Origin of the sequence: Kitasatospora sp. NPDC050463 (assembly GCF_040655255.1) — a bacterium.
Classification (GTDB): Bacteria; Actinomycetota; Actinomycetes; order Streptomycetales; family Streptomycetaceae; genus Kitasatospora.
This window is the reverse complement of sequence record NZ_JBFAJO010000040.1, coordinates 55601-82594: the sequence shown is the minus strand read 5'-3', so window position 1 is coordinate 82594 and position 26994 is coordinate 55601. Positions and strand designations below refer to the sequence as shown.

General features: G+C 72.1%; 25 protein-coding genes and 1 pseudogene. 17 read left to right on the top strand and 9 right to left on the bottom strand.

All coding sequences use genetic code 11. The features are described 5' to 3' along the window. Positions 1-227: 227 nt before the first annotated feature. From AB0J08_RS24580 to AB0J08_RS24540, 9 genes and pseudogenes are all read left to right on the top strand, one after another. Positions 228-377 carry a hypothetical protein gene (locus tag AB0J08_RS24580; RefSeq protein ID WP_360638147.1) on the top strand — a complete coding sequence of 50 codons (150 nt, stop codon included), beginning with the start codon at positions 228-230 and terminating at the stop codon, positions 375-377. Between the two features lie 164 nt (positions 378-541). Further along, a complete protein-coding gene (locus AB0J08_RS24575; protein ID WP_360638144.1) occupies positions 542-1684 on the top strand; it encodes an aminotransferase class V-fold PLP-dependent enzyme in 1143 nt (380 codons plus the stop codon). A gap of 80 nt (positions 1685-1764) precedes the next feature. After that, positions 1765-3063 (top strand): sugar ABC transporter substrate-binding protein, encoded by a 1299-nt coding sequence (locus AB0J08_RS24570; RefSeq protein WP_360638141.1) that lies wholly within the window; start codon positions 1765-1767, stop codon positions 3061-3063. Positions 3064-3092: 29 nt separating this feature from the next. Next, positions 3093-4079, top strand: coding sequence for a sugar ABC transporter permease (locus tag AB0J08_RS24565; protein WP_360638138.1), 987 nt, complete (start codon positions 3093-3095; stop codon positions 4077-4079). Next, positions 4076-4912, top strand: a complete 837-nt coding sequence (locus AB0J08_RS24560) for a carbohydrate ABC transporter permease (protein ID WP_360638135.1) — start codon at positions 4076-4078, stop codon at positions 4910-4912. Before AB0J08_RS24565 ends, AB0J08_RS24560 begins: the two co-directional genes overlap by 4 nt. A 192-nt stretch (positions 4913-5104) precedes the next feature. Then, positions 5105-6013, top strand: a complete 909-nt coding sequence (locus AB0J08_RS24555) for an ROK family protein (protein WP_360638132.1) — start codon at positions 5105-5107, stop codon at positions 6011-6013. A gap of 136 nt (positions 6014-6149) precedes the next feature. After that, entirely contained in the window at positions 6150-7379 is a 1230-nt protein-coding gene (gene manA / locus AB0J08_RS24550; RefSeq protein ID WP_360638129.1) for a mannose-6-phosphate isomerase, class I, read from the top strand. Between the two features lie 265 nt (positions 7380-7644). Then, a complete protein-coding gene (locus tag AB0J08_RS24545; protein ID WP_360638159.1) occupies positions 7645-9861 on the top strand; it encodes a catalase in 2217 nt (738 codons plus the stop codon). A 158-nt stretch (positions 9862-10019) separates the two neighbouring features. Further along, positions 10020-10451: pseudogene (locus AB0J08_RS24540) on the top strand (alcohol dehydrogenase catalytic domain-containing protein); the annotation flags it as partial. 327 nt (positions 10452-10778) lie between these two features. Here AB0J08_RS24540 and AB0J08_RS24535 read toward each other — a convergent pair. Continuing rightward, positions 10779-11552 carry a VOC family protein gene (locus AB0J08_RS24535; RefSeq protein ID WP_360638126.1) on the bottom strand — a complete coding sequence of 258 codons (774 nt, stop codon included), beginning with the start codon at positions 11550-11552 and terminating at the stop codon, positions 10779-10781. A gap of 84 nt (positions 11553-11636) precedes the next feature. Next, the gene (locus tag AB0J08_RS24530; RefSeq protein WP_360638123.1) at positions 11637-11945 is read right to left on the bottom strand and encodes a hypothetical protein; all 309 of its coding nucleotides are present in this window, start codon (positions 11943-11945) and stop codon (positions 11637-11639) included. Between the two features lie 127 nt (positions 11946-12072). Here AB0J08_RS24530 and AB0J08_RS24525 point away from each other — a divergent pair, with 127 nt between their 5' ends. Beyond that, complete coding sequence (locus AB0J08_RS24525; RefSeq protein ID WP_360638120.1) at positions 12073-12621, top strand: TetR/AcrR family transcriptional regulator; 549 nt, start codon at positions 12073-12075, stop codon at positions 12619-12621. Positions 12622-12990: 369 nt separating this feature from the next. Here AB0J08_RS24525 and AB0J08_RS24520 read toward each other — a convergent pair whose 3' ends face one another. From AB0J08_RS24520 to AB0J08_RS24505, 4 genes are all read right to left on the bottom strand, one after another. Further along, a complete protein-coding gene (locus tag AB0J08_RS24520) occupies positions 12991-14097 on the bottom strand; it encodes a serine hydrolase domain-containing protein (protein ID WP_360638156.1) in 1107 nt (368 codons plus the stop codon). Positions 14098-14840: 743 nt separating this feature from the next. Continuing rightward, positions 14841-15419, bottom strand: a complete 579-nt coding sequence (locus AB0J08_RS24515) for a helix-turn-helix domain-containing protein (protein WP_360638117.1) — start codon at positions 15417-15419, stop codon at positions 14841-14843. 101 nt (positions 15420-15520) lie between these two features. Further along, positions 15521-15934, bottom strand: coding sequence for a nuclear transport factor 2 family protein (locus AB0J08_RS24510; protein WP_360638114.1), 414 nt, complete (start codon positions 15932-15934; stop codon positions 15521-15523). Between the two features lie 279 nt (positions 15935-16213). Beyond that, positions 16214-16858: a lysophospholipid acyltransferase family protein gene (locus AB0J08_RS24505; RefSeq protein WP_360638112.1), complete on the bottom strand. Its 645-nt coding sequence runs from the start codon at positions 16856-16858 to the stop codon at positions 16214-16216. A gap of 124 nt (positions 16859-16982) precedes the next feature. Between AB0J08_RS24505 and AB0J08_RS24500 the strand changes: the two genes are divergently transcribed. Next, entirely contained in the window at positions 16983-18464 is a 1482-nt protein-coding gene (locus tag AB0J08_RS24500; protein WP_360638109.1) for a phosphatase PAP2 family protein, read from the top strand. A 128-nt stretch (positions 18465-18592) separates the two neighbouring features. Beyond that, positions 18593-18799, top strand: a complete 207-nt coding sequence (locus AB0J08_RS24495) for a hypothetical protein (protein WP_360638106.1) — start codon at positions 18593-18595, stop codon at positions 18797-18799. A gap of 174 nt (positions 18800-18973) precedes the next feature. Here AB0J08_RS24495 and AB0J08_RS24490 read toward each other — a convergent pair whose 3' ends face one another. From AB0J08_RS24490 to AB0J08_RS24480, 3 genes are all read right to left on the bottom strand, one after another. Next, positions 18974-19543: a MepB family protein gene (locus AB0J08_RS24490; protein WP_360638103.1), complete on the bottom strand. Its 570-nt coding sequence runs from the start codon at positions 19541-19543 to the stop codon at positions 18974-18976. A 143-nt stretch (positions 19544-19686) separates the two neighbouring features. Further along, positions 19687-20829, bottom strand: coding sequence for a DUF6745 domain-containing protein (locus AB0J08_RS24485; RefSeq protein ID WP_360638100.1), 1143 nt, complete (start codon positions 20827-20829; stop codon positions 19687-19689). Positions 20830-20955: 126 nt separating this feature from the next. Then, on the bottom strand, positions 20956-21282 hold the full coding sequence (locus AB0J08_RS24480) for a hypothetical protein (RefSeq protein ID WP_360638097.1): 327 nt from the start codon (positions 21280-21282) through the stop codon (positions 20956-20958). A gap of 155 nt (positions 21283-21437) precedes the next feature. On the opposite strand from AB0J08_RS24480, the gene AB0J08_RS24475 reads away from it, so the two are divergent. The 5 genes from AB0J08_RS24475 (at position 21438) to AB0J08_RS24455 (ending at position 26990) form a co-directional block, all read left to right on the top strand. Further along, positions 21438-22391 carry an STM4015 family protein gene (locus tag AB0J08_RS24475; RefSeq protein WP_360638094.1) on the top strand — a complete coding sequence of 318 codons (954 nt, stop codon included), beginning with the start codon at positions 21438-21440 and terminating at the stop codon, positions 22389-22391. A 70-nt stretch (positions 22392-22461) separates the two neighbouring features. Next, positions 22462-23397, top strand: a complete 936-nt coding sequence (locus AB0J08_RS24470) for an STM4015 family protein (RefSeq protein ID WP_360638091.1) — start codon at positions 22462-22464, stop codon at positions 23395-23397. Between the two features lie 16 nt (positions 23398-23413). Further along, positions 23414-24658 carry an STM4014 family protein gene (locus AB0J08_RS24465; RefSeq protein WP_360638088.1) on the top strand — a complete coding sequence of 415 codons (1245 nt, stop codon included), beginning with the start codon at positions 23414-23416 and terminating at the stop codon, positions 24656-24658. Between the two features lie 89 nt (positions 24659-24747). Then, positions 24748-25659: an STM4013/SEN3800 family hydrolase gene (locus tag AB0J08_RS24460; RefSeq protein WP_360638153.1), complete on the top strand. Its 912-nt coding sequence runs from the start codon at positions 24748-24750 to the stop codon at positions 25657-25659. After that, positions 25656-26990: an STM4012 family radical SAM protein gene (locus tag AB0J08_RS24455; protein ID WP_360638085.1), complete on the top strand. Its 1335-nt coding sequence runs from the start codon at positions 25656-25658 to the stop codon at positions 26988-26990. The genes AB0J08_RS24460 and AB0J08_RS24455 overlap by 4 nt, the downstream gene beginning before the upstream one ends. Positions 26991-26994: the final 4 nt, after the last annotated feature.

Below are 26994 nucleotides of genomic sequence, written 5' to 3'. Positions count from 1 at the left end.
CGCCCGTCGAGTACGAGAACACCTACCACCTCACAACTGCAAAACCACAGGTCACAACCACAAGCTGAGGTCTCTATCGAACCCGGGGCGGTTCACACCTGCTGACCGCGTTTCTGACCGGCTACGACCAGCACGCCGTCCGTCATGGCGGACATGGGCTCGCAGGCTGGCACGAATGGCTCGTCGCCCGCCGAGGCCGCGAGTGCAGTCATGCCTGGCCCGGCCAGGTGCTGCACATCGCGCTCCCAGACGGCTGGGACAGGATCTCGGACCTGCCGCCCGACGATGAGAAGCAGGCGATCAAGGTCCTCTTTCAACTCCTCGACGACTTCACAGCCGAGCGCGAAGCAACGCAGGGCTCTCAGGTGACAGGTTGAGTGAGACGACCGCCAACACCGCGTCTCACTCAATCTGAACCATCGCTGGTCACAGCCTCACTATGGTTCACCTTCACTGAGACCGGACAGTGAACCCCGCGCCGCGCCCTCTGCTCCTCCCCGACGGCCGTCCCGCCGCGCAGGCATGGACTCTGGACCCGGCGATGAAGCACCTCAACCACGGATCCTTCGGGGCCGTCCCGCTGGCGGCTCAGCAGGAGCAGCAGCGGCTCCGCGCCGAGATGGACCGGGCACCGGTGGTGTGGTTCCCGGCGCTGCCGGGGCGGGTGGCCGGGGCACGGGCGGCCATCGCCGACTTCCTCCGGGTCGACGTGCGCAACCTGGCGCTGGTCCCCAACGCCAGCGGCGGGGCCAGCGTCGTCTACGGCAGCCTCCCGGCGCGGCGCGGCGGCGAAGTCGTGGTGACCGACCACGGGTACGGTGCGGTGACCATGGGCGCCGAGCGGCTGGCGCGCCGCTGGGGCGGCACCGTCCGCATCGCCCACGTGCCACTGGACGCCACCGCGGAGCAGGCCGCCGAGGCGGTGCTCGCGCAGATCACCGATCGGACCGGGCTGATAGTCCTGGACCACATCACCTCCTCCACCGCGCGCTGGATGCCGGTGAAGGAGGTCGGTGCGGCTGCCAGGGAGCACGGCATCCCGCTGCTGATCGACGGGGCGCACGTGCCCGGGCTCGCCGAAGACCCCCTGGCCGGGCTGGAGTTCGACGTCTGGATCGGCAACCTGCACAAGTTCGGATGCGCCCCGCGAGGCGCCGCCGCGCTGGTGGCCGGCAGCGGACTGCGCAACGAGCTGTACCCGCTGATCGATTCCTGGGCCGCCCGGGAGCCGTTCCCGCAGCGCTTCGACAACCAGGGCACCCTCGACGTCACCGGCTACCTGGCGGCGCCCGCCGCGCTGGACTTCATCCAGCAGACCTGGGGCTGGGAGACCGCTCGCGAGTATCTTCGCAAGCTGGCCGACTACGCCGAGGAGACCATCGGGGCGGCGATGGCGCGGCTCACCGGCGAGCACGCCGCCGTCGACGTCGGGATGCCGGTGAACGCCCTGCGGCTGGTGCGGCTCCCCGCAGGTCTGGCGAACAGCCGTGAGGACGCCGATGCCCTGCGCGACCGGGTCGCGGCCGAGCTGGGCGTCGAGGTGGCGTTCACCAGCTTCGACGGCATCGGCTACTTCCGGCTGTCGACCCACGTGTACAACACGCCCGCCGATTTCGAGTACTTCGCAGAGCGCTGTGTCCCGGTGCTCGGCGACTGGGCTCTCAAGGCCCGATCAGCACGCTAGCGAGTTCCCCCACGAAGGCCCCCCGGATGCGTCCATCGCATCGACCCCCACGAAAGAGGACAGCGATGAGAACCAGGAACATGGCAGTCACCCTTGCGGTGGCCTCGGCATTGGCGCTGAGCGCCTGCGCCGACGGCGGCTCGGCGGGCGGCAAGAGCGGCGCAGTGCACATCTCGATGGTCGAGAGCCTGACCAACCCGAGCCGCACCGTCGTGCTCAAGAAGCTGATCGGCCAGTTCGAGGCGCAGAACCCGACCATCAAGGTCGACCTGATCTCGCCGCCGACCGATCAGGCGGACCAGAAGATCCAGCAGATGCTGCAGTCCGGCACCGGCATCGACGCCCTCGAAGTCCGCGACACCACCGTCGGCGCGTTCTCCACCAACGGCTGGCTGCACGACATGGCGCCGGAGCTGAAGGACTGGAGCGGTTGGGCCGGTCTGACGGACAACGCCACCAGGTACTCCAAGGACACCAAGGGCCGTACCTTCTACATCCCGTACGGCTTCTACGGCCTGACCCTCTACTACCGCACCGACCTGACGGCCAAGGCCGGCTTCAGCACGCCGCCCGCAAGCTGGGACGACCTGCTCACCCAGGCCTCGGCCGTCCAGAAGCCCGACCTGCACCAGTACGGCTACGCGTTCCGGGGCGGCAAGGGCGGCAGCAACCTCGCCGTGTTGCAGATCGAGGCGTACGTGGCCGACAAGATCGACCGGGACGACGCCTACAAGCTGACCGACGGGCGCACCATCTTCGCGGCGCCCGAGGCGCTGGACGCCCTGAACACCTATCTCAAGCTGTTCCAGCAGGCCTCACCGCCTTCCTCGGTCGCCTGGGGCTTCCCGGAGATGGTGCAGGGCTTCTCCAGCGGCTCCACCGCCTTCCTGCTCCAGGACCCGGAGGTGATCGCCACGGTGGGACAGTCGAAGGCGATCAACACGGGCCAGTGGAACACGGCTCCCCTGCTGACCGGCCCGGGCGGGAAGGGCTGCCAGCCGGTCGGGAGCGCGGGCTGGGGAACGGCGGCGAGCAGCAAGCACAAGGACGAGACCGCCAAGCTCATCGAGTTCCTCGCCCAGGGCGACGCGTCCGCCACGTTCACCAAGGAGAACGGCCTGGTGCCGGTCGTCAAGAGCGCCGCCGACGACCCCTTCTACAAGACCGGGCCCTGGGCGAGCTACCTGGCGATGAACCAGAGCCCGGACAAGTACCTCACCGTCGTCCAGCCGCGCTCGGTGGCCTGGTGGTCGGAGTGGAGCCAGAAGGCCGACGCCGACGTCCAGCGGATGCTGCTCGGCAAGGTCAGCACCAAGGACCTGCTCGCCGACTGGGACGCGTACTGGACCGCGAAGTGGAAGAACCAGCCGAACCAGTAGCCGCCCGAATCACACCAGGAAGGCGGGAAATGACACTGTCAACTCCCGAGCACACGGAGCGCCCCGCCACGACGGGGGGCGCTCCGCGCGCCACACGCACCGCCCCCGGCGGCCACACCCCGCGCAAGCGGGTGTTCAACGTCCGCCGCGGACTCACCATCGCCGGCTTCCTCGCGCCGGCCGTACTGGCCGTCACGGTCTTCGTCTACTACCCGATGATCACCGGCAGCCAGATGGCCTTCCGGCACTGGAACCTCAACGACCTGACCGACACCTCGTGGATCGGTCTGGGCAATTTCCGGGACATCTTCGCCGACCCGGCATGGGGCACCGTGCTGAGCAACACGGTCTTCTGGGTCGTCGCCTCGATCGTGCCGCAGTTCCTGATCGGCTTCGCGATCGCGTTGTGGCTCAGGCGCCGGTTCCGCCTGCGCGGGCTGTACCAGGCGTTGATCTTCTTCCCGTGGGCGATCTCCGGTTTCCTGATCGGCATCCTGTTCCGCTGGATGTTCAACGGCGAGTTCGGTGTCGTCAACGACCTGCTGCAGAGGGCGGGCCTGATCAGCCAGCCGATCCCGTGGCTGGCCGACCCGGATACGGCGATGACCGCCGTGGTCATCGCCAACGTCTGGTACGGCGTCACGTTCTTCGCGATCATGATCCTGGCCGCGCTGCAGTCCATCCCGGACGAACTCTACGAGGCGTCGGCCCTCGACGGGGCCGGCCGGGTCCGCACGCTGTTCAACGTCACCATCCCCTCGATCCGCGGGACGCTCAGCCTCACCGTGCTGCTCCGCGTCATCTGGATCTTCAACTTCCCGGACCTCATCTTCGGCATGACCGGCGGCGGGCCCGCGGACCAGACCCACATCGTGACGACGTGGATGATCTCCATCGCCCAACAGGGAAACTACGGCAAGGCCTCCGCGCTCGGCCTCATCGTGATGGCGACGCTGTTCGTCTTCTCACTCTTCTACCTCACGGCCACGCGCGAGCGGAAAGGATCCACCTCGTGATCAACAAGCCCTCCGCCGCCGGCCGCGCCGCCCGCTTCGCCTTCCTGGGGATCTGGCTGGTGATCACGCTGTTCCCGCTCTACTGGATCATCGTGACCTCCCTGAAGGGCCCCGGGGCGATCTTCAGCTTCCCGATCTCCTACTGGCCGGACCACATCTCCTTCGAGAACTACACCGGGCTGTTCTCCCATGCCCAGTTCGGCACGTACCTGATCAACAGCCTGATCTGCGCCGCCGCCGCCGGCGCGACGGCCACCACCATCGCGATGCTCTCGGCCTACGTGCTGGCCCGCTTCGAGTTCCGCGGCAAGGGCGCGACGATGATGGCAGCCCTGGTCACGCAGATGATCCCGTCTTTCATCGCGCTCGGCCCGCTCTACCTGCTGATGACCCACCTCGGCCTGGTCGACAACCGTCTCGGGCTCACCCTGGTCTACACAGCGATCTGCATCCCCTTCTGCACCGTGATGCTCCGCGGCTTCTTCGAGGCCATCCCGGACGCCCTGGAGGAGGCGGCCATGATCGACGGCTGCTCGCGGTTCGGGGCGCTGTTCCGGGTCCTGCTCCCGGTGCTGCGGCCAGGCATCGTCGCCGCGTTCATCTTCAACTTCGTGAACTGCTGGAACGAGCTGTTCCTGTCCGTCACCTTGATGAACGGCGACGCCAGGAAGACCGTCCCCACCGCGCTGAACGACTTCATCTCCAGCTTCAACATCGACTGGGGTTCGATGTCCGCCGCTGCCGTGCTGACGATCGCGCCGACCATGGTGCTGTTCGCGTTCGCGAGCCGGTACATCGTCCAGGGACTCACTTCAGGAGCGGTCAAGGGTTGACGGGCCCACCCGGCGGCGTGGGAGGGCGCCGGCATCGCCCAGGACCCGGTCTCGGTCGGCACGACCGCCGCCCACCTGCTCTGCGCCCGTATCCACGGGGACACCTCCCCGCCGCGCACCATCGTGATGCCCACCATCCTGATCCCGCGCGGCTCCGGCGAAACCCGGCCCCTACGCACAAGGACACCGACCATGGCGCCAGTTGACCACTACCTCGCCATCGACATCGGCGGCACCAAGCTCGCCGCCGCGATCGTCACCGGTGACGGCCAGGTCATCCACCACCGCGAGGTCCCCACCCCCACCGCCACCCAGGAGCAGGCACACCTGGTCACCGGGGCGCTCACCGAGCTGGCCGCAGACGTCGCCGGTGAGCTGCCGCTGGCCGGCGTCGGCATCGCCTCCGCCGGCCCGATCGACACCGCGCGCGGCACCATCAGCCCGGTCAACATCCCCGCCTGGCGCGACTTCGACATCGTCGACGCCGTGAGTGACGCCGTCGGCGGACCGGACCCGGTCCTGATCCACGACTCCACCGCCGCAGCCCTCGGCGAACACTGGCTCGGCGCCGGCCGGGGCAGCAACGCCCTCCTGGGGATCGTCGTCTCCACCGGCATCGGCGGCGGCCTCGTCCTGGACGGAAGGCCCTTGTCCGGCTCCGCCGGCAACGCCGGATTCATCGGCCACCTCACCGCCGACCCCGCCGGTGAACGCTGCGCCTGCGGCCGGACCGGCTGCGTCGAGACCGGGGCCAGTGGACCGGCCATGGTGCGCTGGGCCCACGCCAACGGCTGGACCGGCCACAGCACACCCGAACTCGCCGAGGCCGCCGCAGCCGGGGACCGCATCCCCGTCGCCGCCTTCCGGCGCGGAACCGACCACCTCGCCACCGGCATCATCACCGCCACGATCCTCCTCGACCTCGACCTCGTCGTCATCGCCGGCGGAGTCTCCGCCGCGGGCGAGGTCCTGCTCACTCCCCTGCGCGAAGCCGTCTCCCGTGACAGCACACCCGCACTCCGCAAGCTCCGGATCCGACGGGCAACCCTGGGACGCCACTCCGGGCTCATCGGCGCCGCCCGCCACGCGCAGGGCCACTGAGCGGGCGCAGCCCCACGCACAGCGCGCCGCCCTCGGGTCTCACCTGCAGGGCATGTCGCGCAGCACGTCGGATCGCCCGCGCACCCGGGTCCGATCAGCGCGACCCCGAACCGACCGAAACCGCACAGAGGACACCATGGCCCTGTACCGGCTCGACAGCCCCATCCGCGCCTACGCCTGGGGATCGCACACCACCCTCGCCGACCTCCAAGGCCGCCCCGCCCCCACAGCCGAGCCCGAGGCCGAACTCTGGATGGGCGCTCATCCGACCGCACCTTCCGTGCTCGCCGATGACGGCCGCCGGACACTCCTCGACCTGATCACCTCCGCCCCCGCCACCGCGCTCGGTCCCGGCCGCGGCCAACTGCCCTTCCTGCTGAAGGTACTGGCAGTCGAGCACCCGCTCTCGCTCCAGGTCCACCCCGACGCCGAGCAGGCCGCCGCCGGACACGCCGCCGAGGAGGCCGCCGGGGTCTCCCCCGACGACCCTCACCGCTCCTATCACGACGACCAGCCCAAGCCCGAACTCCTCTGCGCACTCACACCGTTCACGGCCCTCTGCGGCTTCGCCGACCCTGCGCAGTCCGCCGAACTGCTCGACTCACTCGACGTCAGCGCCCTTTCCGACGTGACCGCCCACCTGCGGGCCGGCGACCTGCGTGCCGCGGTCACCGCCCTGCTGACCTGGCCCCGAGCCGAGCGAAAGCGGGTGATCGCCGAGGTCCGCTCCGCCTGCTCACGCCGAACCGGCCTCCGGGCCACCTGGGCCGCCAGACTCGCCCAGGCATACCCGGACGACATGGGCGTCGTCACCTCGATGCTCCTCAACCTGCTGGAGCTGGCCCCGGGCGAGGCCCTCTACGTCCCCGGGCGAACCCTGCACGCCTACCTGCACGGCACCGGCATCGAGATCATGGCCGCCTCCGACAACGTCCTGCGCGGCGGCCTCACCCCCAAGCACATCGACCTCCCTGAGCTCCTGGCGGTCACCGACTTCAGTCCGACCCAGCCGGACACGATCCGCCCGGTGGCCACCGGAGACCACGGCAAGACCTACCCCACCCCCGCACCGCAGTTCCGACTCACCAGCTACCGCACCGGACCTGACGCAACGGTCACCCTCCGACACCCCGGCCCCGACATCGTGCTCTGCCTCCAAGGCGAGATCACCATCCGCAGGGACGACACGGTTGCGACCTTGCCACCGGGACACGCCGCCTTCCTCCCTCGCACCGGCGGCCCCGCCGAGCTGAGCGGCCCCGGCCTCGCCTACCACGCCACCCCCGGCGCCACCGACCCCGACCGACAGCCCCTCGCGCTCTCCCGAGCCGACAGCCAGCTCGCGCGCGCTCCTCGACCTGCCTGACCGTGGCGCACCGCGCGGACCGGTCCGTGGGCCCGGCGCACCTCGGCAAGCAGGCCCAGCGGCGGCGCTGTGCCCCGGCGATCGTGCTCGGCGCGGCGTCTTTCCGGGCCTGGGCCGGCCTTCCACTCGTTTGCGCGGCGATTCGTTTGGCCGCAGGGATTCCGGGTTATCCGCGGTGGGTTGCAGAAGCCCTGAGGAGGATGACGTGGCTGAGCCGGGACCGGTGAAGAAGATCGTGGACAGGGTGATGGAGGCCGCGGAGGGCATGCCTTCCGCAGAGCGCCCAAGGGTGCCCGGCGCGCCCGGCGTCGAGCCTCCGCGGCTGGCGGAGCCGACCGAACCGACGGCGCCGTTGCCTCCGAAGCCCGATCAGCGCCCGCCCGCCTCGCTGTCACCGACCGGGCGGGACAGCGGTGCGCCCGTGGACGCGGCGGCGCAGAACGGCGGCTACCTGACGACCGCCCAGGGTGTTCGGCTGCCGGACTCGGATCACTCGCTGAAGGCCGGACCACGGGGCCCGGTGCTACTGCAGGACCACCACCTGCGCGAGAAGATCATGCACTTCGACCACGAGCGGATCCCCGAGCGGGTCGTGCACGCCAGAGGCGCGGCCGCCCACGGCACCTTCCGCGGCTACGGCACCGCCACCGGCGTCTGCAAGGCCGCGTTCCTCGCCGAAGGGGTGGAGACGCCGGTGTTCGTGCGGTTCTCCACCGTGCTCGGCTCGCGTGGGTCCGCCGACACGGTGCGGGACACCCGCGGCTTCGCGACGAAGTTCTACACCAGCGACGGCGTGTTCGACCTGGTCGGCAACAACATTCCGGTGTTCTTCATCCAGGACGCGATCAAGTTCCCGGACGTGGTGCACGCCGCCAAGCCGCACCCGGACCGGGAGATCCCGCAGGCGCAGTCCGCGCACGACACGTTCTGGGACTTCGTGTCCCTGCACACCGAGGCCACCCATCACACCCTGTGGAACATGTCCGACCGGGGCATCCCCCGCTCCTACCGGATGATGGAGGGCTTCGGCGTCCACACCTTCCGCCTCGTCAACGCCGAAGGCGCGAGCACGCTGGTCAAGTGGCACTGGAAGCCGAAGGCCGGCGTGCACTCCCTCGTCTGGGAGGAGGCCCAGCTGCTGGGCGGCACGGACCCGGACTTCCACCGCCGCGACCTCGCGGACGCGATCGAGGCGGGGAACTTCCCCCAGTGGGAGCTCGGCATCCAGACCTTCCCCGACACCCCGGAGCAGACCTTCGCGGGCATCGACCTGCTGGACCCGACGAAGATCGTCCCCGAGGAGCTCGCCCCCGTTCAGCCGGTCGGCCTGCTCACCCTCGACGCCAACCCGACGAACTTCTTCGCCGAGACCGAACAGGTCGCCTTCCACCCGGGGCACCTGGTGCCGGGCATCGACATCACCGACGACGCGCTGCTCGCCGGCCGGCTGTTCTCCTACCTGGACACCCAGATCACCCGGCTCGGTGGCCCGAACTTCGCGCAGATCCCGGTCAACCGCACCCACGCCCCGGTCAACGACATGCTGCGCGACGGGTTCCACCAGGACGCCGTGCACAGCGGCGTCGCCCCCTACAAGCCGAACTCGCTGGACGGCGGCTGCCCGTTCTTCGCCGGACCGGGCGAGCACGCCTTCATCGAACACCCCGTCCCGATCTCCGGCGCGGCCAAGGTCCGGGAGGCCCCGGCGTCGTTCGACGACCACTTCAGCCAGCCGCGTCTGTTCTGGCTGAGCCTGAGCCCCGTCGAGCGCGAGCACGTGATCGCCGCCTACACCTTCGAGCTGTCCAAGGTGTACGAGCAGGCGATCAAGGAGCGGGTCCTGACCGTCCTGGCGCGCATCGACGAGGTACTGTGCCGCGAGGTCGCCCAGGGACTCGGCCTGCCCGCTCCCCAGGCGGCGGCCGGCGCTCTGGTCGAGGTGGCGGCGAGCCCGGCCCTTTCCCAGGTCGGGCAGCGGTGGCCGGCCACCGGCCGGGTCCTCGGCATCATCACCGCCGCCACCAGCGACGTGGACGTGGTGCGGCAGCTGCGGGAAGCCGCACTCGACGCCGGGCTGATGCCGTTGATCATCGCACCCACCGGGGCGCCGCCGGCGGACGACCTCGCCGTGCAGCGGACCTACGCCGCGGCGCGGTCCGTCGAGTTCGACGCCCTGCTGGTGGCCGGCGCGCCCGCGCGCGGTGCCGATGACCACGGTGCCCGGGACGCCAAGTCCGGCGCCGTCGCCGGCGGCCAGCCCGCCCTCGACTCCCGCATCATCCTCCTCATCAACGAGGCCTACCGGCACGCCAAGCCGATCGCCGGCCTCGCGGATTCCCGCGCCCTGTGGGCGGCGGCCGGAATCGACCCGCATGCCCCCGGCGTCTTCACCGCCACCGACACCGAGCAGGCCGTCCCGATCGTGGCGGAGTGGCTGGGCACGCACCGGGTCTGGGAACGCTTCCCAGCAACGGCGCACTGAGCCTCCGGCTCTCGTGGCCGCGCGGGTTCAGGCCTGCTACTGGACGGGATCATCGTTGCTGCCCAGTAGCAGGCCCGCGGCGGACGCGCCCGTTTCGTGGGCAGAAGGGTGGACAGACGCGGAAGGCGGATGTTGGTACGGCCCCGTGAGGAGTGATGATGAAGGCCTTGACCTGGCACGGCAGACGGGATGTCCGTGTCGACACCGTTCCCGATCCGGCGATCAAGGATCCGGCCGATGTGATCATCAAGGTGACCACCAGCGGACTGTGCGGGTCGGACCTCCATCTCTACGAGGTCCTGGGCCCCTTCCTCGATGTCGGCGACATCCTCGGCCACGAGCCCATGGGCATCGTTCAGGAGGTCGGGCCCGAGGTGACCGCCGTGCGGGTGGGCGACCGGGTGGTGATTCCGTTCAACGTGTCCTGCGGGACCTGCCACACCTGCCAGCAGGGTCTGCACTCGCAGTGCGAGACCACCCAGGTGCGGGAGTACGGCAGCGGCGCCTCGCTGTTCGGCTACACCAAGCTCTACGGCCAGGTCCCCGGCGGGCAGGCTGAACTGCTGCGCGTCCCGTTCGGGAACACCCTGCGGGAACGGGGGTGAGCGTCACCACCGTCCTGCCGGGGCTGTTGCGCACCGGATCGCACACCGCCGCACGATTCCACGGCCGCCCCGGAGCCGAGTACTCCTGGTTCGCCACGGCGGCCTCCATGCCGCTGCTCTCGATGGACGCCGAGCGCGCTGCCCGTGCGATCGTCCGGGCGGCCGAGCGTCGCCGCCCCGAGCTGGTCGCCGAGATCGCGCAGCGTAGGACCGCGCATCTTGTCAGCCGGAAGAGCCGTGACGGCTTCCTGGAGCGCGGCCACCGGATCCGACCCAAAGGCCTTGATCAGGTTGCCCGTTCGCAGGACGAGCTCACAACTTGGTGCGCGATTGCCTGGGGCAACGCGTTCGGGCGGAGCGGGACTGACGGACGTGCTGGGTAAGGCCGAACAGAGCGCCGGTGGGATCGCGCATGATCACGTCTCCGTCGGAGTCCTGGCGAACTTCGGTTGCACCGAGCTGTCGGGCCCGCTTGACGTCGGCGGTGAGTCTGCCGCTGGCGAAACCGACCAGCCAGAGTGATCGCTGCGCCGTTGGTTTCCCTGGCGGCTTGCCGGTGGCGGCGATGGAGTTGTTCGGCAACCGGAACTCGGTGTGTCGGGGGTTGGAGTTCCAGTGCAGTGCTGGTCGGTAGAAGGCGGCGGCCGTCGCGGAGTGGTCGGTGAGAAGGCTGATGCGGGCGAAGGTCCCCGGTTCGTGGTTCAGCTGCATGCCCTCCTGGGTTCCGGGCTGCCAGAGTGACAGTGGTGCGCCGACGGGGTCGATCGTGACGGCGGCGTGGCCGAGCGTCCCGACTTGGGTCGGTGCCACGATGATCTGGGCGCCCAGGTTGGTGAAGCGGGTAGCGGTGGCTTGGAGGTCCGACACGGTGACGTTGGTCGTCCAGTACGGTGCGCCTGCGTCCTCGGCCGGCCCCAACGCGGCGACGAGACGGCCGCGCAGCGTGCAGAGCCGGTAGCCGTTGGAGTCCGGTCGGGCGACGGTCCAGCCGAACAGCGCGGTGTAGAACGCCGTCGTCGTCCCCATGTCGGGGGTGCCGAGGTCGATCCAGCTCACGGTGTTCTCGGGGTGGCGCGTGATGTTCATCGAGATGACTTTCCGTTGAGGCCGCCTCGCCCCGGCGGTGGAGCGAGGCGGTGTTCAGAGCCGACTCGGCGGCAACCTGCGGTGTCAGGCGTAGTAGGGCGAGTTCAGGTCGATACTGGCGTCTTTGACGATGTCGCCGTCGAACAGTCGTGTCGTCGCCGGGGCACCTGCTCGGCGGGCCTCTTCGGCGAAGGGGCCCTGAGCGAAGGCCAGGGCGTTCTCGGCGCTGTCGAACTCGTAGAAGCCACCGACGGTGTGCGTTCCGATGCCGGACAGCCACGTCTTGCGGATCAGGCCCGGTGCGGTCTTCAGCGCGGCATTGATCTGGCGCCAGTCGAACTGATCGAACGGCACTGCTGCCTGGATCTCGGTATAGAGAAACGTCTTGCCCATCACAAACCTCCGGCTTCGGGGGCGGTCAAGCCCACCTACTAGTACGTGCGTCCTAGTGGGCCGAGCATGGACTAGGATGGCCGTACTAGTCAAGGGGGTCCCGATGGCCGCGGACACGAAGTCCCGCATGATCAGCGCAGCAATCGGACTGCTGCAGCGCCACGGCCTGGCCGCGATGTCCTTCACCGACGTCCTGGCCGAGAGCGGTGCCGCGCGCGGAGCGATCTATCACCACTTCCCGGGCGGCAAACAGCAACTCGCACTCGAAGCCGCCCGCCGCAACGCCGAAGACGTCCGCAGCCACCTGCACGAACTGCCGGCCCGCACGCCACGCGAAGTCGTGGAGGCGTTCCTCGGCAGCGTCCGCCCCGTGGTGCAGGCGTCCGCCGGGGGTGGCGGCTGCGCGATCGCGGCGGTCACCGTCGACGGCGGTGCGGCCATCGCCGACCAGAGCAGCCTGCGCGCCGTCGCGGCCGAAGCATTCACCGGATGGGGCGGCGAACTCGCCGGCAAACTCACCCACGCCGGAATGAGCGCGTCCCAGGCCGCCGATCTGGCCACCCTCATGATCGTCACACTCGAAGGCGCCCACATCCTGTGTCGCGCCGCGGGCAGCATCGCCCCTTTCGACAGAGCTGCCGCTGCCCTGCTCTCCGGCCTCCCGAGCTCGGGTTGAACCGGCGCTCGAACACAGCAAGGTGGCGCACTGACACGATCAAGCCTCTGCCGGGGCACGCACGGGACCGCGCGGGTCGGGTACTGCTGTGACGCAATACCTTGGCCGCACGGCCCTGTCTCATCGTGTCTTCACGGGCCTGAAGCGCCGTCGACTCGGTTCGCCGATCGCAGAGTTGGCCGAGGCATGGATCGCCGCCGAGGAGGGCCGACTGCGCCAGCGTCGAGGCCGCAGCCGGTTGCGGGCGGTCGGCGCGGGGGGCCGAATCACCAGCTGCTGTTCACCGACCGGGTCATCGCCACGTCGGTCGTCCTGCGGTTCCAGGCCGCCGCCGGCATCCCCGGTCAGGTCGGGCGCGGCAGTACCGGTCTACCGGCAGAGGGCCGCGTCCACATCGGCGGCGATGCGCGGCTTGGCCTCGACGGAGGGCACGGTGGTCACCGCGATGTTGGCGGCGCGGCCGTCCTCGGTGACGCCGCCGCGGGTCACATAGCCGGGAAGGGTGCCGCCGTGGCCCCAGTAGACGCCGTCGCACGTCAGCGGGAAGCTGACCAGACCCAACCCGTAGCGGGCCCCCTTGCCGAGGTACTCGTCCACCGGGACGGTCGTGCGCATCTGCGCGAGCTGGTCCGGGGCGAGCAGGCCGCCGCCTATCAGCTCCGTGTAGAACCGGTTGAGATCGGTGTTGGTGGAGACCAGCGCCCCTGCGGCCCAGCCCCAGGACATGTCCTGCCGAGTGACGTCGGTGAGCGGGCCGTCCGGCGTCAGCCGGTCGTAGCCCTCGGGGTGCGCCTCGTGCACGGTGGTGTCCCCCGGCACCGGGAAGTAGGTGTGCCGCAGACCGATCCGGTCGATGACGCGGTGGGTGATCTCCTCACCCACCGGCCGGCCCGTGATCTTCTGGATGATCATCCCGGCGACCAGGTACCCGGTGTTGCTGTACCTCCAGCCGTCGCCAGGAGTGAAGTCGGACTTGTGAGCGAGCGCGAGGTCGAGGAGGTCGCGGGGCTCGTAGTACCGGTCCAGCCGGCCGCCCTCCAGGTATTCCGTGTAGTTGGGCAGACCCGAGGTGTGCTGGAGGAGCTGACGGACGGTAATGTTCCGGCCGTCGATGCCGTCCCCGCGCAGCAGGCCGGGCAGGTAGGTGTCGACGAAGGCGTCGAGCCCCACCTTGCCCTCGCCGACCAGCTGCAGCACGACCACCGAGGTGAAGGCCTTGGTGTTGCTGCCGACCCGCACCTGACCGTCCACCGGCACCTTCGCCCCGGTGGTCAGGTCACCGACTCCGGCCGTGTACCGGCGGGTCCGGCCGTCCCGGTCGGTGACGGTGGCCAGCGCGGCCGGTGCCTTGAAGTCCCGCACCAGGGCCTCCAACCGCTGCTGGACGCCATCCGGCCGTCGCGAGGCGGACGCGGCGTCGCCGACGGACGCCGGGTCGGAGGCGAAGGCCGTCGAGGCCGTGGCCGAGGACGGCACGCCGATCGTCAGCGTGCCGATCGTCAGCGCGCCGGCGATGACGGCCACCGCTGTGCGGGCCCGCCCGCCGGGTCGGCGACGGAGGCGGAACCGGGGCGACACACGCTCGTTCACGGAGGAACTCCTGTCGGTGGAGGGGTTCCCGGGGGCCTCCCGGGTGGTTTCCAGCGAACCACCCACGGCCCGTTGGGGTCGTCCACGCACAGGACGAGAGCAACCCCTCACCGCTGCACCTCTGGTACGACGCATCCGGGACCGCGGTCCCACCCGCCCGTCCTCCCGGAGCCCTACGCCCCGCCGTGAGCGGCGCCCGCTCCTTCCCCTGCACAGCTGCCGGAGCCCGCTGTCCCGGCCGCCCGACGTGGTGTGACGCCCCATCAGCCGAGCCGGGCCGACGGCCCGCAGCCCCGGAGGTCCGACACCCGCAACGGCACGCTGCCCCCGCGCCCGCCGCCCGCGTGCCCGGACAGCACCTCCCGGGCACAGGGCGTGCGTGTGGCTTACGCTGACCTCCCTGCCCGTCGGCTGGCTCCACCACGACGAGCGCGACCAGGAACTCGGCTCACCCCGGTCCGACGAAGCCTGGTCGACCGCCCGCAGCGACCTGTTCCTGCGCGCCTTCGACCTGCACCGCGCCCTCGTCGCCGGGGCCGCGAAGAAGGTCCACGGCAATCTCCAGCTCCTCACGGAGCTGATGACGAACACCAACGGGCCGGTCCGCGACGAGGAGATCGAGCGCGCCGTCAGCGCGGAGGGCGCAGCCCCTCAAGAAGGACGTCCAGGTAGAGCCCGCGGCGCGCAGGGTCACTGTCGCCGGAGCGCACGGCATGCTCGACGCCGCAGAGCAGGCGGCGCACGTCGTCCGCCCGAATGCCGACCCGGATGGCACCGGCCAGACGTGCGCGGTCCAGCAGCTCCGCGACGGCGCGGTCCAGCTCGGCCTTCATCTGCGAGGTCTGCGCCTCGGCATCGCTCGCGGACTCCAGCACGGACGCGAACCCCGGATCGTCCAGCGCGCGGTCGAGAGCGAAACGAAGCAGGCGATGCAGGCCCGCGAGCGCGTCCTCCTCGGCGGCGGCCGCCTGCGCCTCGCCGACCAGCTCCCGGAAGCGGTCCGCCGACAGCGCCTCCACCAGCGCATGGCGGTTGGGGAAGTGCCGGTACACGGTCCCGACCCCCAGGCCGGCGAGCTTGGCGATGGCATTCAGCTGAAGGGAGTCGTCACCGACGGCCAGCTGCTCGCGGGCGACCTGCAGCACCCTGGCGCGGTTGCGCGCAGCATCGGCCCGCAGTACTGGCCCCTGCCCCGCTCTCGGTGTCACGGCCCCCAGCATAAGCGAGCTGAGGGAGGTGGCCTGCCCGCGGGACGAGCCCGACCCGACCCGGTACGTCTCTTGTCCCGGTCGAAATTGCCCCAGCGCCTTCACGCCTCCGGGGACGTGATCCGGGTGCCTTGAGCGGAGACGAGACGCCATCCTGCGGTGGAGTCCGCGGCGAAGACGTGGGTGTAGCGGCTTCCGGCTGCAAAGGCGGTGCCGGCGGAATCGACGAAGTTCATGCTCGTCCGCCCGACGACAATGCCGACGTCACCGATGCGGCGGACAACAGCCTCCTGGGGGAAGGACTCGATGGCGGGGAACGTGACGGCTCCGGAGGAGACCGCCGCCAACAGGGCGGATCGGGGTACCACCGAACCGTCCTCGACGCCGACCAGGATGAAGTCATCCGCCAGCAGCTCGCCCAAGCGAACGGTGTCGGCGCCCACCAGTGCGTCGAAGAAGCGCCGGTCGTGCTCGACCAGGGCTGCGCGGTCGCCGGGTTCAGTCGTAGAAGGCATAGCCGTGTGTTCCGCTCTGTGTGTGATCCACTGCCACACGCGCGTGGCAGTGGTTATTCGAAGATATGACGTGACGTTGACGTCAAGGCCAGTCCGAACGCCATGGGCAAGGCCGGAAGGAGCTCGTCCGGTGCTCGGTGCGCCTTCCCCGACCTTGCGACCGGGGGCGGCCGGGATCAGGCAGGGGCGGGAGATGATCCGGCTCGCCTTCGTCTCGGCACGACCCCGGTACCGCACGTGCTCGGGTGGTGGGCCGGCCCGCACCCGGACGGCCGCCCGTCAGCGGGCCGCGCTGCGGGCTGCCGCCGCCCAGGCCGCCGTCACCGCGCGGTGGGCGGTGGCCGTCGCGGTGGCGAGGTCGTCGTCCAGGTGCAGTGGCGTGCCGAGGTGGACGTGCAGGGCCGGCCGGCGCGCCGGGGCGGTGGCGAGGCCGGCCAGCTGCTTGACCGGGCCGCCCGAGGTCAGCCGGCGGGCGCCCGCCTGCCCGAGCGGGACGACCGGCGCGCCGGTGGCCGCTGCCAGCCGGGCGAGGCCGCTGCGGAACGGGCCGGGCGCCGACTCGCCGGAGTCGCCGCGGCGCGGCAGGCCGCCCTCGCCGTAGATGAGCACCAGGTGTCCGGCGGCGAGCGCGTCGGCGGCCCGGTCCAGGGCGTCGGCGGCGTGCTCGGTGCCGCGGTGGACGGGGATGTGTCCCTCGCGGCGCAGCAGCCGCCCGAGCAGCGGCACGCGCCACAGGCCGGCCGCGGCGAGCACCACCGGCCGCGCGCCGAGGCGGTGCAGGGCGGCGAACACGATCGCGGGGTCGGCGAGCGAGGTGTGGTTGGCCGCGACGATGCTCCCGGGGGCGAGCGCGGCGCCGGGGTCGGCGCTCACCCGCAGGGAGCCGAAGGCGGGTACGAGGAGGGCGGCGGCGCGGCTGAGCATGGCTGGTTCGGTCCTCCGGTGGGCGGTCGGGCTGCCACCAGTGTTCGCCGCCCGGCCCCGGCGTGCCTGAGTACCCGTACTCAATGTCCTGCGGATCTGCGGGAGCACGTCTAGGCTCGATGGGATGAGGCGACTCGACGCGGTGGACCGGGCCCTGTTCGACCGGGTGGCGCTGGCGCGCCTGCGCCACGCCCAGCCGTGGCTGCGCCGTCTGAGCCGGTCCGCGGACCACGGGATGCTCTGGATGGGCACGGCCGCCGTGCTCGGAGCGGTCGGTGGCCGGGCCGGGCGGCGGGCGGCCCTGCGGGGGGTCGGGTCGCTGGCGCTGGCCTCGGTCGCGGCCAACATCGCCGCCAAGCAGCTGACCCGGCGTCCGCGCCCCGTGCTGGACCAGGTGCCGCTGGTGCGGCAGTTGCTCCGGCAGCCGGTGACGAGTTCGTTCCCGTCCGGCCACTCCGCCTCGGCCGCCGCCTTCGCGACGGCCGTCGCGATCGAGGCCCCGCTGCTGGGCCTGGCGGTGGCGCCGGTGGCGGCCGCCGTCGGGGCGTCGCGGATCTACACCGGCGCGCACTACCCCGGCGATGTGCTGGCCGGATTCGCGCTGGGTTCGGGGCTGGCGGCGCTGACGCTGCGCTGGTGGCCCCGGGCGAACGACCGGCCGCCGCCCGCCGGTCCGCCGCGCCGGGCGGCGCCGGCACTGGCGGCGGGGGCCGGGCTGTCGGTGGTGGTCAACAGCGGCTCCGGGAACGGGGCGTTGCTGACCAGCGACCCGGAGGAGACCGCCGCCGGCCTGCGCACACTCCTGCCGAGCGCGCAGGTGCGGGTCTGCGGACCGGACGACGACCTGCCCGCCCTGCTCGCCGAGGCGGCCGACCAGGCGGCGGCGGCCGGCGGCGCCCTCGGGGTCTGCGGCGGCGACGGCAGCGTCAACCTGGCCGCCTCGCTGGCGGTCGAGCGCAATCTGCCGCTGGCCGTCTTCCCCGGCGGCACGCTCAACCACTTCGCCATGGACCTCGGGATCGAGTCACCGGACGCGACGGCGGCCGCTGTGGAGGCCGGGTCCGCCTGCGGGGTCGATCTGGGCCTGGCCGCCGACGACACCGAGCGGCGGATCTTCCTGAACACCTTCAGCCTCGGCGTGTACCCCGAACTGGTCCGGCTCCGTGAGTCGTTGGAGGGCCGACTGGGCAAGTGGCCGGCCCTGGCGGTGGCCGTCATCCGGGCCCTCGCCGCGGCCGAACCGGTCACCGTCGAGGCGGGCGGGCGCAGCCGGCGGGTGTGGCTGCTGTTCGCGGGCAACGGCGCCTACGACCCGCCGGGCTTCGCCCCCACCCGCCGGACCGGCCTGGCCGACGGGCTGTTGGACATCCGCGTGGTGGACGGCGGCAGCCCGTTCGCCCGGACCAGGCTCGCGGCCGCCTTCCTCTCCGGCACGCTGGCCCGCTCGCGGGTCTACCACTCGGCCCGACTGACCGCCCTGGGGCTCGACTCACTGGGAGACGCCGACCGGATCGCCGTCGACGGCGAGAGCCTGCCGGCCTCCGGCGCCCTGCGGCTGGCCAAGGCGCCGAACGCCCTGACGGTCTACCGCCCCTCGCTCCCGTAGTGGCCGGGAACCAGCGACGCCGGCCGCGGGACGACACGCACCACACCCCATTCAGGTGACATTCCCACCAGGGGCGTGCCCCGAGCCCCTAGCGTGCAGAGCACGTTAGTCCACGAAGGGATTACGCCATGTACCGTACCGTCCGCACCGTCGCCGTCCTCCTGGCCGCCATCGGCGCCGCCGCCGTACCGTCCCAGGCATTCGCCGACGGCCCCGTGGTGACCACCACGACCATCACGGTCATCGGCACCGGCAACCAGCTCGCCGGGGCCGACATCTTCAACACCGGCGGCGACAACGTCGTCGGCTCGTTCAACGGCAACGAGATATACTGACCATCTGAACGAAGCGGTACCGCGCAGCACCGCCCAGTACCGAGCGGTACCGCGCGGAATCCGAACCGCCGCCACCGCCCGCGCCTCCCCGGCGCGGGCGGTGGTATTTGCGCCCGCGCCGTCCCCGGAGCCGGCCGGAATCCGCGCCCGTCCCCGCGCAGCGGCGGCACCCGGCTACGGGTGGTAGAGCTCCCGGGCACGGACGCGGTCGACGGGCGCGTCCTGGGGCAGGTGCAGGAAGTGGTCCAGCTGCCACGCCTGCGCGCCTGCGGCCCGGCGGTTGGTGGTGGTCACCCAGGGCGGATAGACGCGGAAGGCCCGCTTTCCGCCGGATCCGTCGACCGAGACGACGCCGTGCCGGCGGAGCACGTCCATCGGGAGCACGAACTGGCCGGCATGGTGACGGTCGCGGGTGCCGATGACGAGGAGGTCGACGGGGTCGGCGGCGTCGAAGGGTTGAATGGGCCCGCCCGGGGACCTCTTCCACACGGTGACGAACTGGCCGACCTTGGTGGGGGTCGTCCTGGCCGCGCGGAACCGGACGGAGAGTCCGTCAAGGGTGAAGGTGTGCGCGGCGTACTCGGCGCTCTCGGCCTCGGGAGCCGGCTGCGTACAGCTGAACCCGCAGGGGTCGTAGACGAGCACCTTCGCCGTACGGAGATCGCTGTGGACCGGGGCGGTGTCCGACCACGGTGCGCGGCGGACGGGGTGGGGATCGGGTGGGCGCTCGTCGTACGTGGGCATTCGTTCACCCTGTCAGAGGTAGGTGGCCGGTCGGTGACCGGCCTTGGGGACGCAGCTCTCGTCTCGACGTGCCGGGCACGGCACGCCGGGCCGGGCACGCCGGGCCGGGGAACGCGAGAGCGTCCGGCGGCGAAGGCGGCCGCTCAGGTCTCGCGCTGCGGGTGGTACTCCGCCTCGGGTATGCCGAAGGTCCAGGCCACCCCGGCCCGGGCGGTGCGGGTGCTCGGCGGGACGCGCAGCCAGTAGGTACGGAAGGTACCGTCGGGCTCGGCGGTGGAGTTGACCACCTCGACCATCACCACCGGCTCGTCGTCCGGGAGTTGGATCCGCCAGAGCACGCCCGTCCCGTCGCGGTGCAGCGGCTCGGCGCCGGAGTCCGCCAGATACCGCTCGTAGCCGTAGTGCTCCAGCAGGACGCGGCGCAGTTCGGCGTTCTCCTCCGTACGGATCCGCTCGACGGTGACCTCACCGAGGCCGGACAGGAAGTCGGCCGGGACGGGCATGCCGCGCCAGGCATGCAGCGCGAAGCCGTCGGCGAACTCCAGAGCCGGACCGTCGGCCCGGTCGAGCCGGCCCGCCTCGTCGCGGTGCAGCGCGACCGGCCGCTCGCTGACCAGGGCCACGCCCTCGTACGGCCACCACCAGCCGGCGCCGCGTGCGACCTCGGCGAGCGCCTCGACCCCGGCCTGCCGGGCCTCCCCGGACCTTTCCACCCCGGCTGCCTTGTCGGTCCCGGCTGCCGATGCTCCGGTGAGCACGCCCGCCGCCTCGAAGGCGGCGAACCACGGGGCGTCGTACTGACCCCTGACCGCGTCCAGCAGGACGAGCCGGACCGCGGTGCGACGGGCACGGGCGGCATCGGTCTCGGGCCGGTCGGCCCGTTCGAAGTCGGGCTCGGGGGCGAGCCGGTCGAGCACCACGTCGCGGATCCGCCCGGCCAGTGCGTTGGTCACCGGGCCGAGTTCACCCCCGGTCAACGCCCAGAGCGGCGCCCACCCCGCCGCGCCGACCTGCTCCACGGCCTGCCGTCTGGCCGCCTCCCACGGCAGTGTGCGAACGGCCTCACGAACGCTCACCGCGCCGGCGGCCCGCAACTCCAGGGCCTCCTCGGCCGCCGCCGACGGCGAGCCGAACCACCGGACCGCGGCCGGCTCGGCCAGCCCGGCCGCCCGGTAGGCGGCGCGCACCGCGTGCTCGACCGCGGCCCGGTCGGCCGGACCGGTGGCCGCCGCGCCCGCCCGCCAGCGGGCCGCCGCCTCGGCCGGCACGACCGTCTGCTCCGTCACCCTCACACCTGCTCCTGTCCCGCCCGGGTACTGCGCCCGGTCGTCCGACCCGCTTGTTCCATTCACCGTGAGCGCCCCGGGTACCGGACGCAGCACGGCCGCACCGCCTCCCCGGGCGCCGCCTCGTCAGTCCGCGACGACGCGCACCGCGCCCGGCGCGTACTCGCGCTGACGCACCACCCGGTACCAGCCCTTGGGCAGGGGTATCGCGGCGTGCTCCTCGTGCACCACCCGGCCGCCCTCGGGCAGGCGCAGCCAGGCGGCACCGAACGGCCCGGCCTCCCGGCGCAGCTCCCCCGGGCCGACCACGGCGTGCGCGTGGCCGGTGACCTCACCGAGCGCCAGCACCAGCCGGCCCCGGGCGTCCCTCGGCTGCGCGGCCAGCGCCGCCACCCTCGGGGGCACGGCGGCCTCCGCGGTCGGCACGATCAGCACGTCACCCTGGCGGTACATCAGTCCTCCCTGACCGACCCGACGGACGTCGGAATCTCACGCTCCGAAACGTAGGGCAGGGGTCTGACAGCGCGCCCGGCCACCGCCCCCGACGACCGGTTTGTCGGACCCGGCTGGTAGACAGTTGTCCGGCCCCAACCCCGGAGGAGCAGCACATGACGGTCGGCGAGCACATCGAAGAGTTCCACGGCCTCCCGGTCCTCGACTTCGCCCAGGCCGTCGACGACGGCTCCGCCCTGCCGGAGGTGGCGGCGGTCGCCTGGAAGGTCGGCGTCGAGTACGACTCGCCGAAGTCGTTCGTCGAGCGCTGGCAGCAGTTCCTCGACGCGGTCGACGCCGAGCGGGTCCGCGCCGTGGTGGTCGGCGAGTGGTCCACGGACGGTCCGGAGAGCTTCGCCGAGCCGCTGGCGGCGATCGTCGCCGCGGCCGACCGGCTTCCGGCGCTGCGCGCCCTTTTCATCGGCGACATCACGTACGAGGAGAACGAGATCTCCTGGATCGACATGGTCGACGTGACGCCTGTGCTGACGACGTACCCACTGCTCACCGAGCTGGTGGTGCGCGGCGCCGCGGGAGGCGTGGTCGAGGGCGACGGTCTCGCCCTGCAGCCGCTGCGCCACGAACACCTGAAGGCGTTGTGGTTCGAGTCGGGCGGCCTGCCGGCCGCGGTGCTGCGGGCGGTCGCGTCCAGCGAGTTCCCGGCCCTGGAGCGGCTGGAGTTCTGGCTGGGTGTGGAGAACTACGGCGGCGACTCCACCCTCGACGATCTGGCGCCATTCCTCGACGGCGCCCGGTTGCCGGCGCTGCGCCACCTCGGCCTGCAGAACAGCGAGGTCCAGGACGAGATCGCCGCCGCCGTCGCCCACGCCCCGGTCGTGGCCCGGCTCGAGTCGCTCGACCTCTCCATGGGCGTGCTGACCGACCAGGGCGCGACCGCCCTCCTGGAGGGCCAGCCGCTCACCCACCTGCGGGCGCTCGACCTGCACCACCACTACCTCACCGCGGAACTCCAGCAGCGGCTCCGCGAAGCCCTCCCCGGCGTGGCCCTCGACCTCTCCGAGGCCGGAAACCCGGACGACCGGTGGCGCTACGTCGCGGTCGCCGAGTGACCGGGCGCCGCCCCTCCCCCTCGTCCACCACCCACCGTTCACCAGCACCACAAGCAAGTCAGGGAGCCGCATGACCGTCAACGAGCACCGCCGGGAGTTCCACGGGCTGCCCGTCTTCGAGTTCTCCGGCGAGGCCGACGACGCCCGCGAGCAGCCGGCGCCGGGCGCGGTCGCCTGGCGGGTCGCGGTGCGCTACGGGTCGAGCACCGATTTCGACGCGCTCTGGAACGCCTTCCTCGACAGGGTGGACCCGGCCGGGGTCCGGGCGGTGCTGATCGGCCCCTGGTGGACGCACGACTACGACTCGGTCAGCGACACGCTGGCCACCATCGTCCGCGACGCCGAGCGGCTCCCCGGCCTCGAAGCACTCTTCGTCGCCGACGTGACGTACGACGAGTGCGAGATCTCCTGGCTGGAGATGTCCGACGTCACCGCGGTGGCGACGGCCTTCCCCCGGCTCGCCGAGCTGGTGGTGCGCGGCGGCACCGGGCTGGCCCTCACGCCCTTCCGGCACGACCGGCTGAAGGTCCTGCGGTTCGAGACGGGCGGACTGCCCGGCACGGTGGTGCGGGCCGTGGCCGGCTCCGAACTGCCCGCGCTGGAGCGGCTGGAGCTCTGGCTCGGGGTGGACGAGTACGGCGGCGACTCGACCATCGACGATCTGGCGCCCTTCCTCGACGGCACCTGTTTCCCGGCGCTGCGCCACCTCGGCCTGCAGAACAGCGAGGTCCAGGACGAGATCGCGGCCGCCGTCGCCCACGCCCCGGTCGTGGCCCGGCTGGAGTCGCTCGACCTCTCCATGGGCGTGCTCTCCGACGAGGGCGCCACCGCTCTCCTGGAGGGCCAGCCGCTCACCCACCTGCGGGCGCTCGACCTGCACCACCACTACCTCACCGCGGAACTCCAGCAGCGGCTCCGCGAAGCCCTCCCCGGCGTAGCCCTCGACCTCTCCGACGCCGAGGACGAGGACGACCCCGAGGACCGCTACGTCGCGGTCGCCGAGTAGCCGGGGCACGGTTCGGATGAGCACCCTGGAGACGACCACACCGCGGGCGGCCGCGCCCCGGCCCGCGCCCGCACAGCCCGCCCTTCCGCAGCCTGCCCTGCCGCAGCCTTTCCCGTCGCAGTCCGGCGAGGCCGCGAGGCTCGCGCCGCTGACGGTCCTCGGCCACCCGGGCCACCGGCGGGTGGCACTGTTCGCCGCGGCCGCCCGGGCGGCCGGCCTGCCCGAGCCCACCGTCCTGCCCTGGATCGACGTGCTGCGCGGCCGCTTCCACCTGCCCGAGGGCGGCCTCCTGCGGATCGAGTCGCCCGGTGAGGACGCGGCCGTCGACGAACTGCTGCGCGGCCCGGCCCTCGGCGCCTCGTACGCGCCGACCAGGGTGGAGGGCGGTGCGGCCTGGTACGCGGGTGTCGTCGCCGCCCTGCGCACGGTGGCGCGGGTGCCCGGGGTGCGGCTGCTCGGCGATCCGGAGGAGATCGCCGTGATGTTCGACAAGCGGCGGGCGCACGCGCTGCTGGTCGGCGCCGGGGTGCCGGTGCCCCGCGCACTCGACGGCGCCGACGTCGCCGGCTGGGAGGACCTCCGGGAGCGGCTCCGGGCGGCCGAGCTGCGGCGGGTGTTCGTCAAACCCGCGCACGGCTCCTCCGCCTCCGGCGTGGTGGCGCTGGAGTTCGGCCCCCATGGGCAGGTGCTGGCCACCACCTCGGCCGAGCTGGCGGACGGGCACCTGCACAACTCCCTGCGGGTCCGGCGCTACCGGGACGAGCGGCAGGCGGCCGAACTGGTCGACCGCCTCGCACCGGACGGGTTGCACGTCGAGCAGTGGATCCCGAAGGCCTCGCAGTCGGGCCGCTCGGCGGACCTGCGGATCGTGGTGATCGCCGAGCGGGCCACCCACGCCGTGGTGCGCACCAGCCCCCAGCCGATGACCAATCTCCACCTCGGCGGCGCCCGCGGCAGCCTCGCCCTGGCCCAGGAGGCCGCCGGCCCCGCCTGGCCGACCCTGCTGGAGACGGCGGAACGGGCGGCCGCATGCTTTCCCCGCTCACTGATGGTCGGCGTCGACGTCCTGCCCGCCGCCGCCTGGCGCCGCGCCCTGGTCGGCGAGGTGAACGCCTTCGGCGACCTCCTGCCGAACCTCACCGGCCTGCCCGGCGGCCCGGCCGAAGGCCTGGACACCTACGCCGCCCAGATCTCCGCACTCCACCGACCGGGCCGCGGGCCCGGGTTGACGAACCGCGCACCGATGGAACCGACGTCATGAACCGCCAGCAGCACCACCCGGCCCCGACCGCGACAGCGGCATCCGCGCCCGCACCCGCACCCGCACCCGCACCCGCACCCGCACCCGACATCAACGCCGTCGTGGGCACCCACGACCTGCTCCTCGTCACCCTGGACACCCTGCGTTTCGACGTGGCCGAGGAGCTGGCCGCGGCCGGGCGGATCCCGAACCTCTCCGCCGTCCTCCCCGGTGGCCGCTGGGAGCGCCGGCACTCCCCGGGCAGCTTCACCTACGCCGCCCACCAGGCGATCCTGGCCGGCTTCCTGCCCACCCCCGCCTCCCCGGGCGGTCCGCACCCGCGCCTGTTCGCCGCCCGCTTCGCCGGGTCGGAGAGTACCGCCACCCGCACCTGGGTATTCGACGCGCCCGACCTGCCGAGCGCGCTCGCCGCCCACGGGTACCGGACGGTCTGCATCGGCGGCGTCGGCTTCTTCAACAAACAGGGCCCGCTCGGGTCGGTCCTGCCCGGGCTCTTCCAGGAGAGTCACTGGGCAGCCGAAATGGGCGTCCCGTCCCCCACCTCCTTCGAGGCGCAGGTGGCCCGGGCCGAACAGGTCGCCGCCGCGCAGCCGGCCGGGCAGCCCCTCTTCCTGTTCCTCAACGTCTCGGCGCTGCACCAGCCCAACTGGTTCCACCTGCCCGGCGGCACACGCGAGGACGGGGACTCCCGGGAGAGCCACGCCGCCGCCCTGGAGTACGTCGACGCGCACATCGGCCGACTCTTCGCGGCGATGAGCGCCCGACGACCGTGCTTCGCGATCGTCTGCTCCGACCACGGCACGGCCTACGGCGAGGACGGCTACACCGGCCACCGGATCGGCCACGAAGTGGTCTGGACGGTGCCGTACGCACACTTCACCCTCCCCGCCCGACCGACGGCCGCACCCCCGGTACGCGAGTGCACGACGACCGCATCCCCGACAGCCGCACCGCCGACGACCGACCGCACGACGGCCACCGCCGAGGAGGAGACCGCATGACCACGGCACCGGCCCCGCCGACCGCGTCGCCCTACCAGTCGTACGTCTACGCCTACCCGCACAAGACCGCCTACCGGCCACTGCCGGAGCGCCCGGCGCTGCGCGAACTCTGGGCCGGCGAGCCGCAGCACGCGCTCTCGCTCTACCTGCACATCCCGTTCTGCGAGGTCCGCTGCGGCTTCTGCAACCTGTTCACCCGGATCGGCAGCCCCGAGGGCCTCACCACCGCCTACCTGGACGCGCTGGACCGCCAGGCCGCCACCGTCCGCGAAGCCCTGGACGACGACGCGCGGTTCGCCCTGGCGGCGTTCGGCGGTGGCACACCCACCTACCTCACCGCCGGCGAGCTGGAGCGGCTCTGCGACATAGCCGAACGGCGGATGGGCGCCGACCTGCGGGCGGTTCCGCTCTCCGTGGAGGCCTCCCCGGCTACCGCCACCGCCGACCGGCTGGAGGTGCTGGCCGCCCGCGGCGCCACCCGGCTGAGCCTGGGCGTGCAGTCCTTCGTGGACGCGGAGGCCCGCTCCGCCGTCCGCCCGCAGAAGCGCGCCGACGTCGAGGCCGCCCTCGGGCGGATCCGCGCCGCGGGCTTCCCCGTCCTCAACATCGACCTCATCTACGGCATCGACGGCCAGAGCGAGGCCGGCTGGCTGCGCTCGCTGGACGCAGCGCTGGCCTGGCAGCCCGAGGAGCTGTACCTCTACCCCCTGTACGTCCGGCCGCTGACCGGCCTGGCCCGGCGTGGCGAGCAGGAGAGCCCGGCCGCCTGGGACGCCCGCCGGCTCGCCCTCTACCGGAGCGGCCGCGACCACCTGCTCGCCCACGGCTACCAGCAGGTGTCGATGCGGATGTTCCGCCGCAGCGCCTCCCCGGAGGCCGGGCGCAGCGAGTACGCCTGCCAGACCGACGGCATGGTCGGCCTCGGCTGCGGGGCCCGTTCCTACACCTCCCGGCTGCACTACTCCTTCGACTACGCGGTGAACGCCACCGAGGTGCGCGGCATCATCGACGACTACGTGGCCACCACCGACTTCCGGCGCGCCGAGGTCGGCCGGGCCATGTCTCCCGAGGAGGCCCGCCGGCGCCACCTCGTCCAGTCGCTGCTCCAGGCGGAGGGCATGCCCCTGGCGGAGTACCGCGACCGGTTCGGCAGCACCCCCGCCGAGGACTTCCCGGCCGAGCTGGCCGCGTTCGAGGCCCGGGGCTGGCTCGCGCAGGACGCGGCCCGCCTGGTGCTCTCGCCGGAGGGCCTGGCGCACTCGGACGCGGCCGGTCCGATGCTGTTCTCACCCGAGGTCCACCGGCTGATGGCCGGGTACGAGGCGAAATGACCTT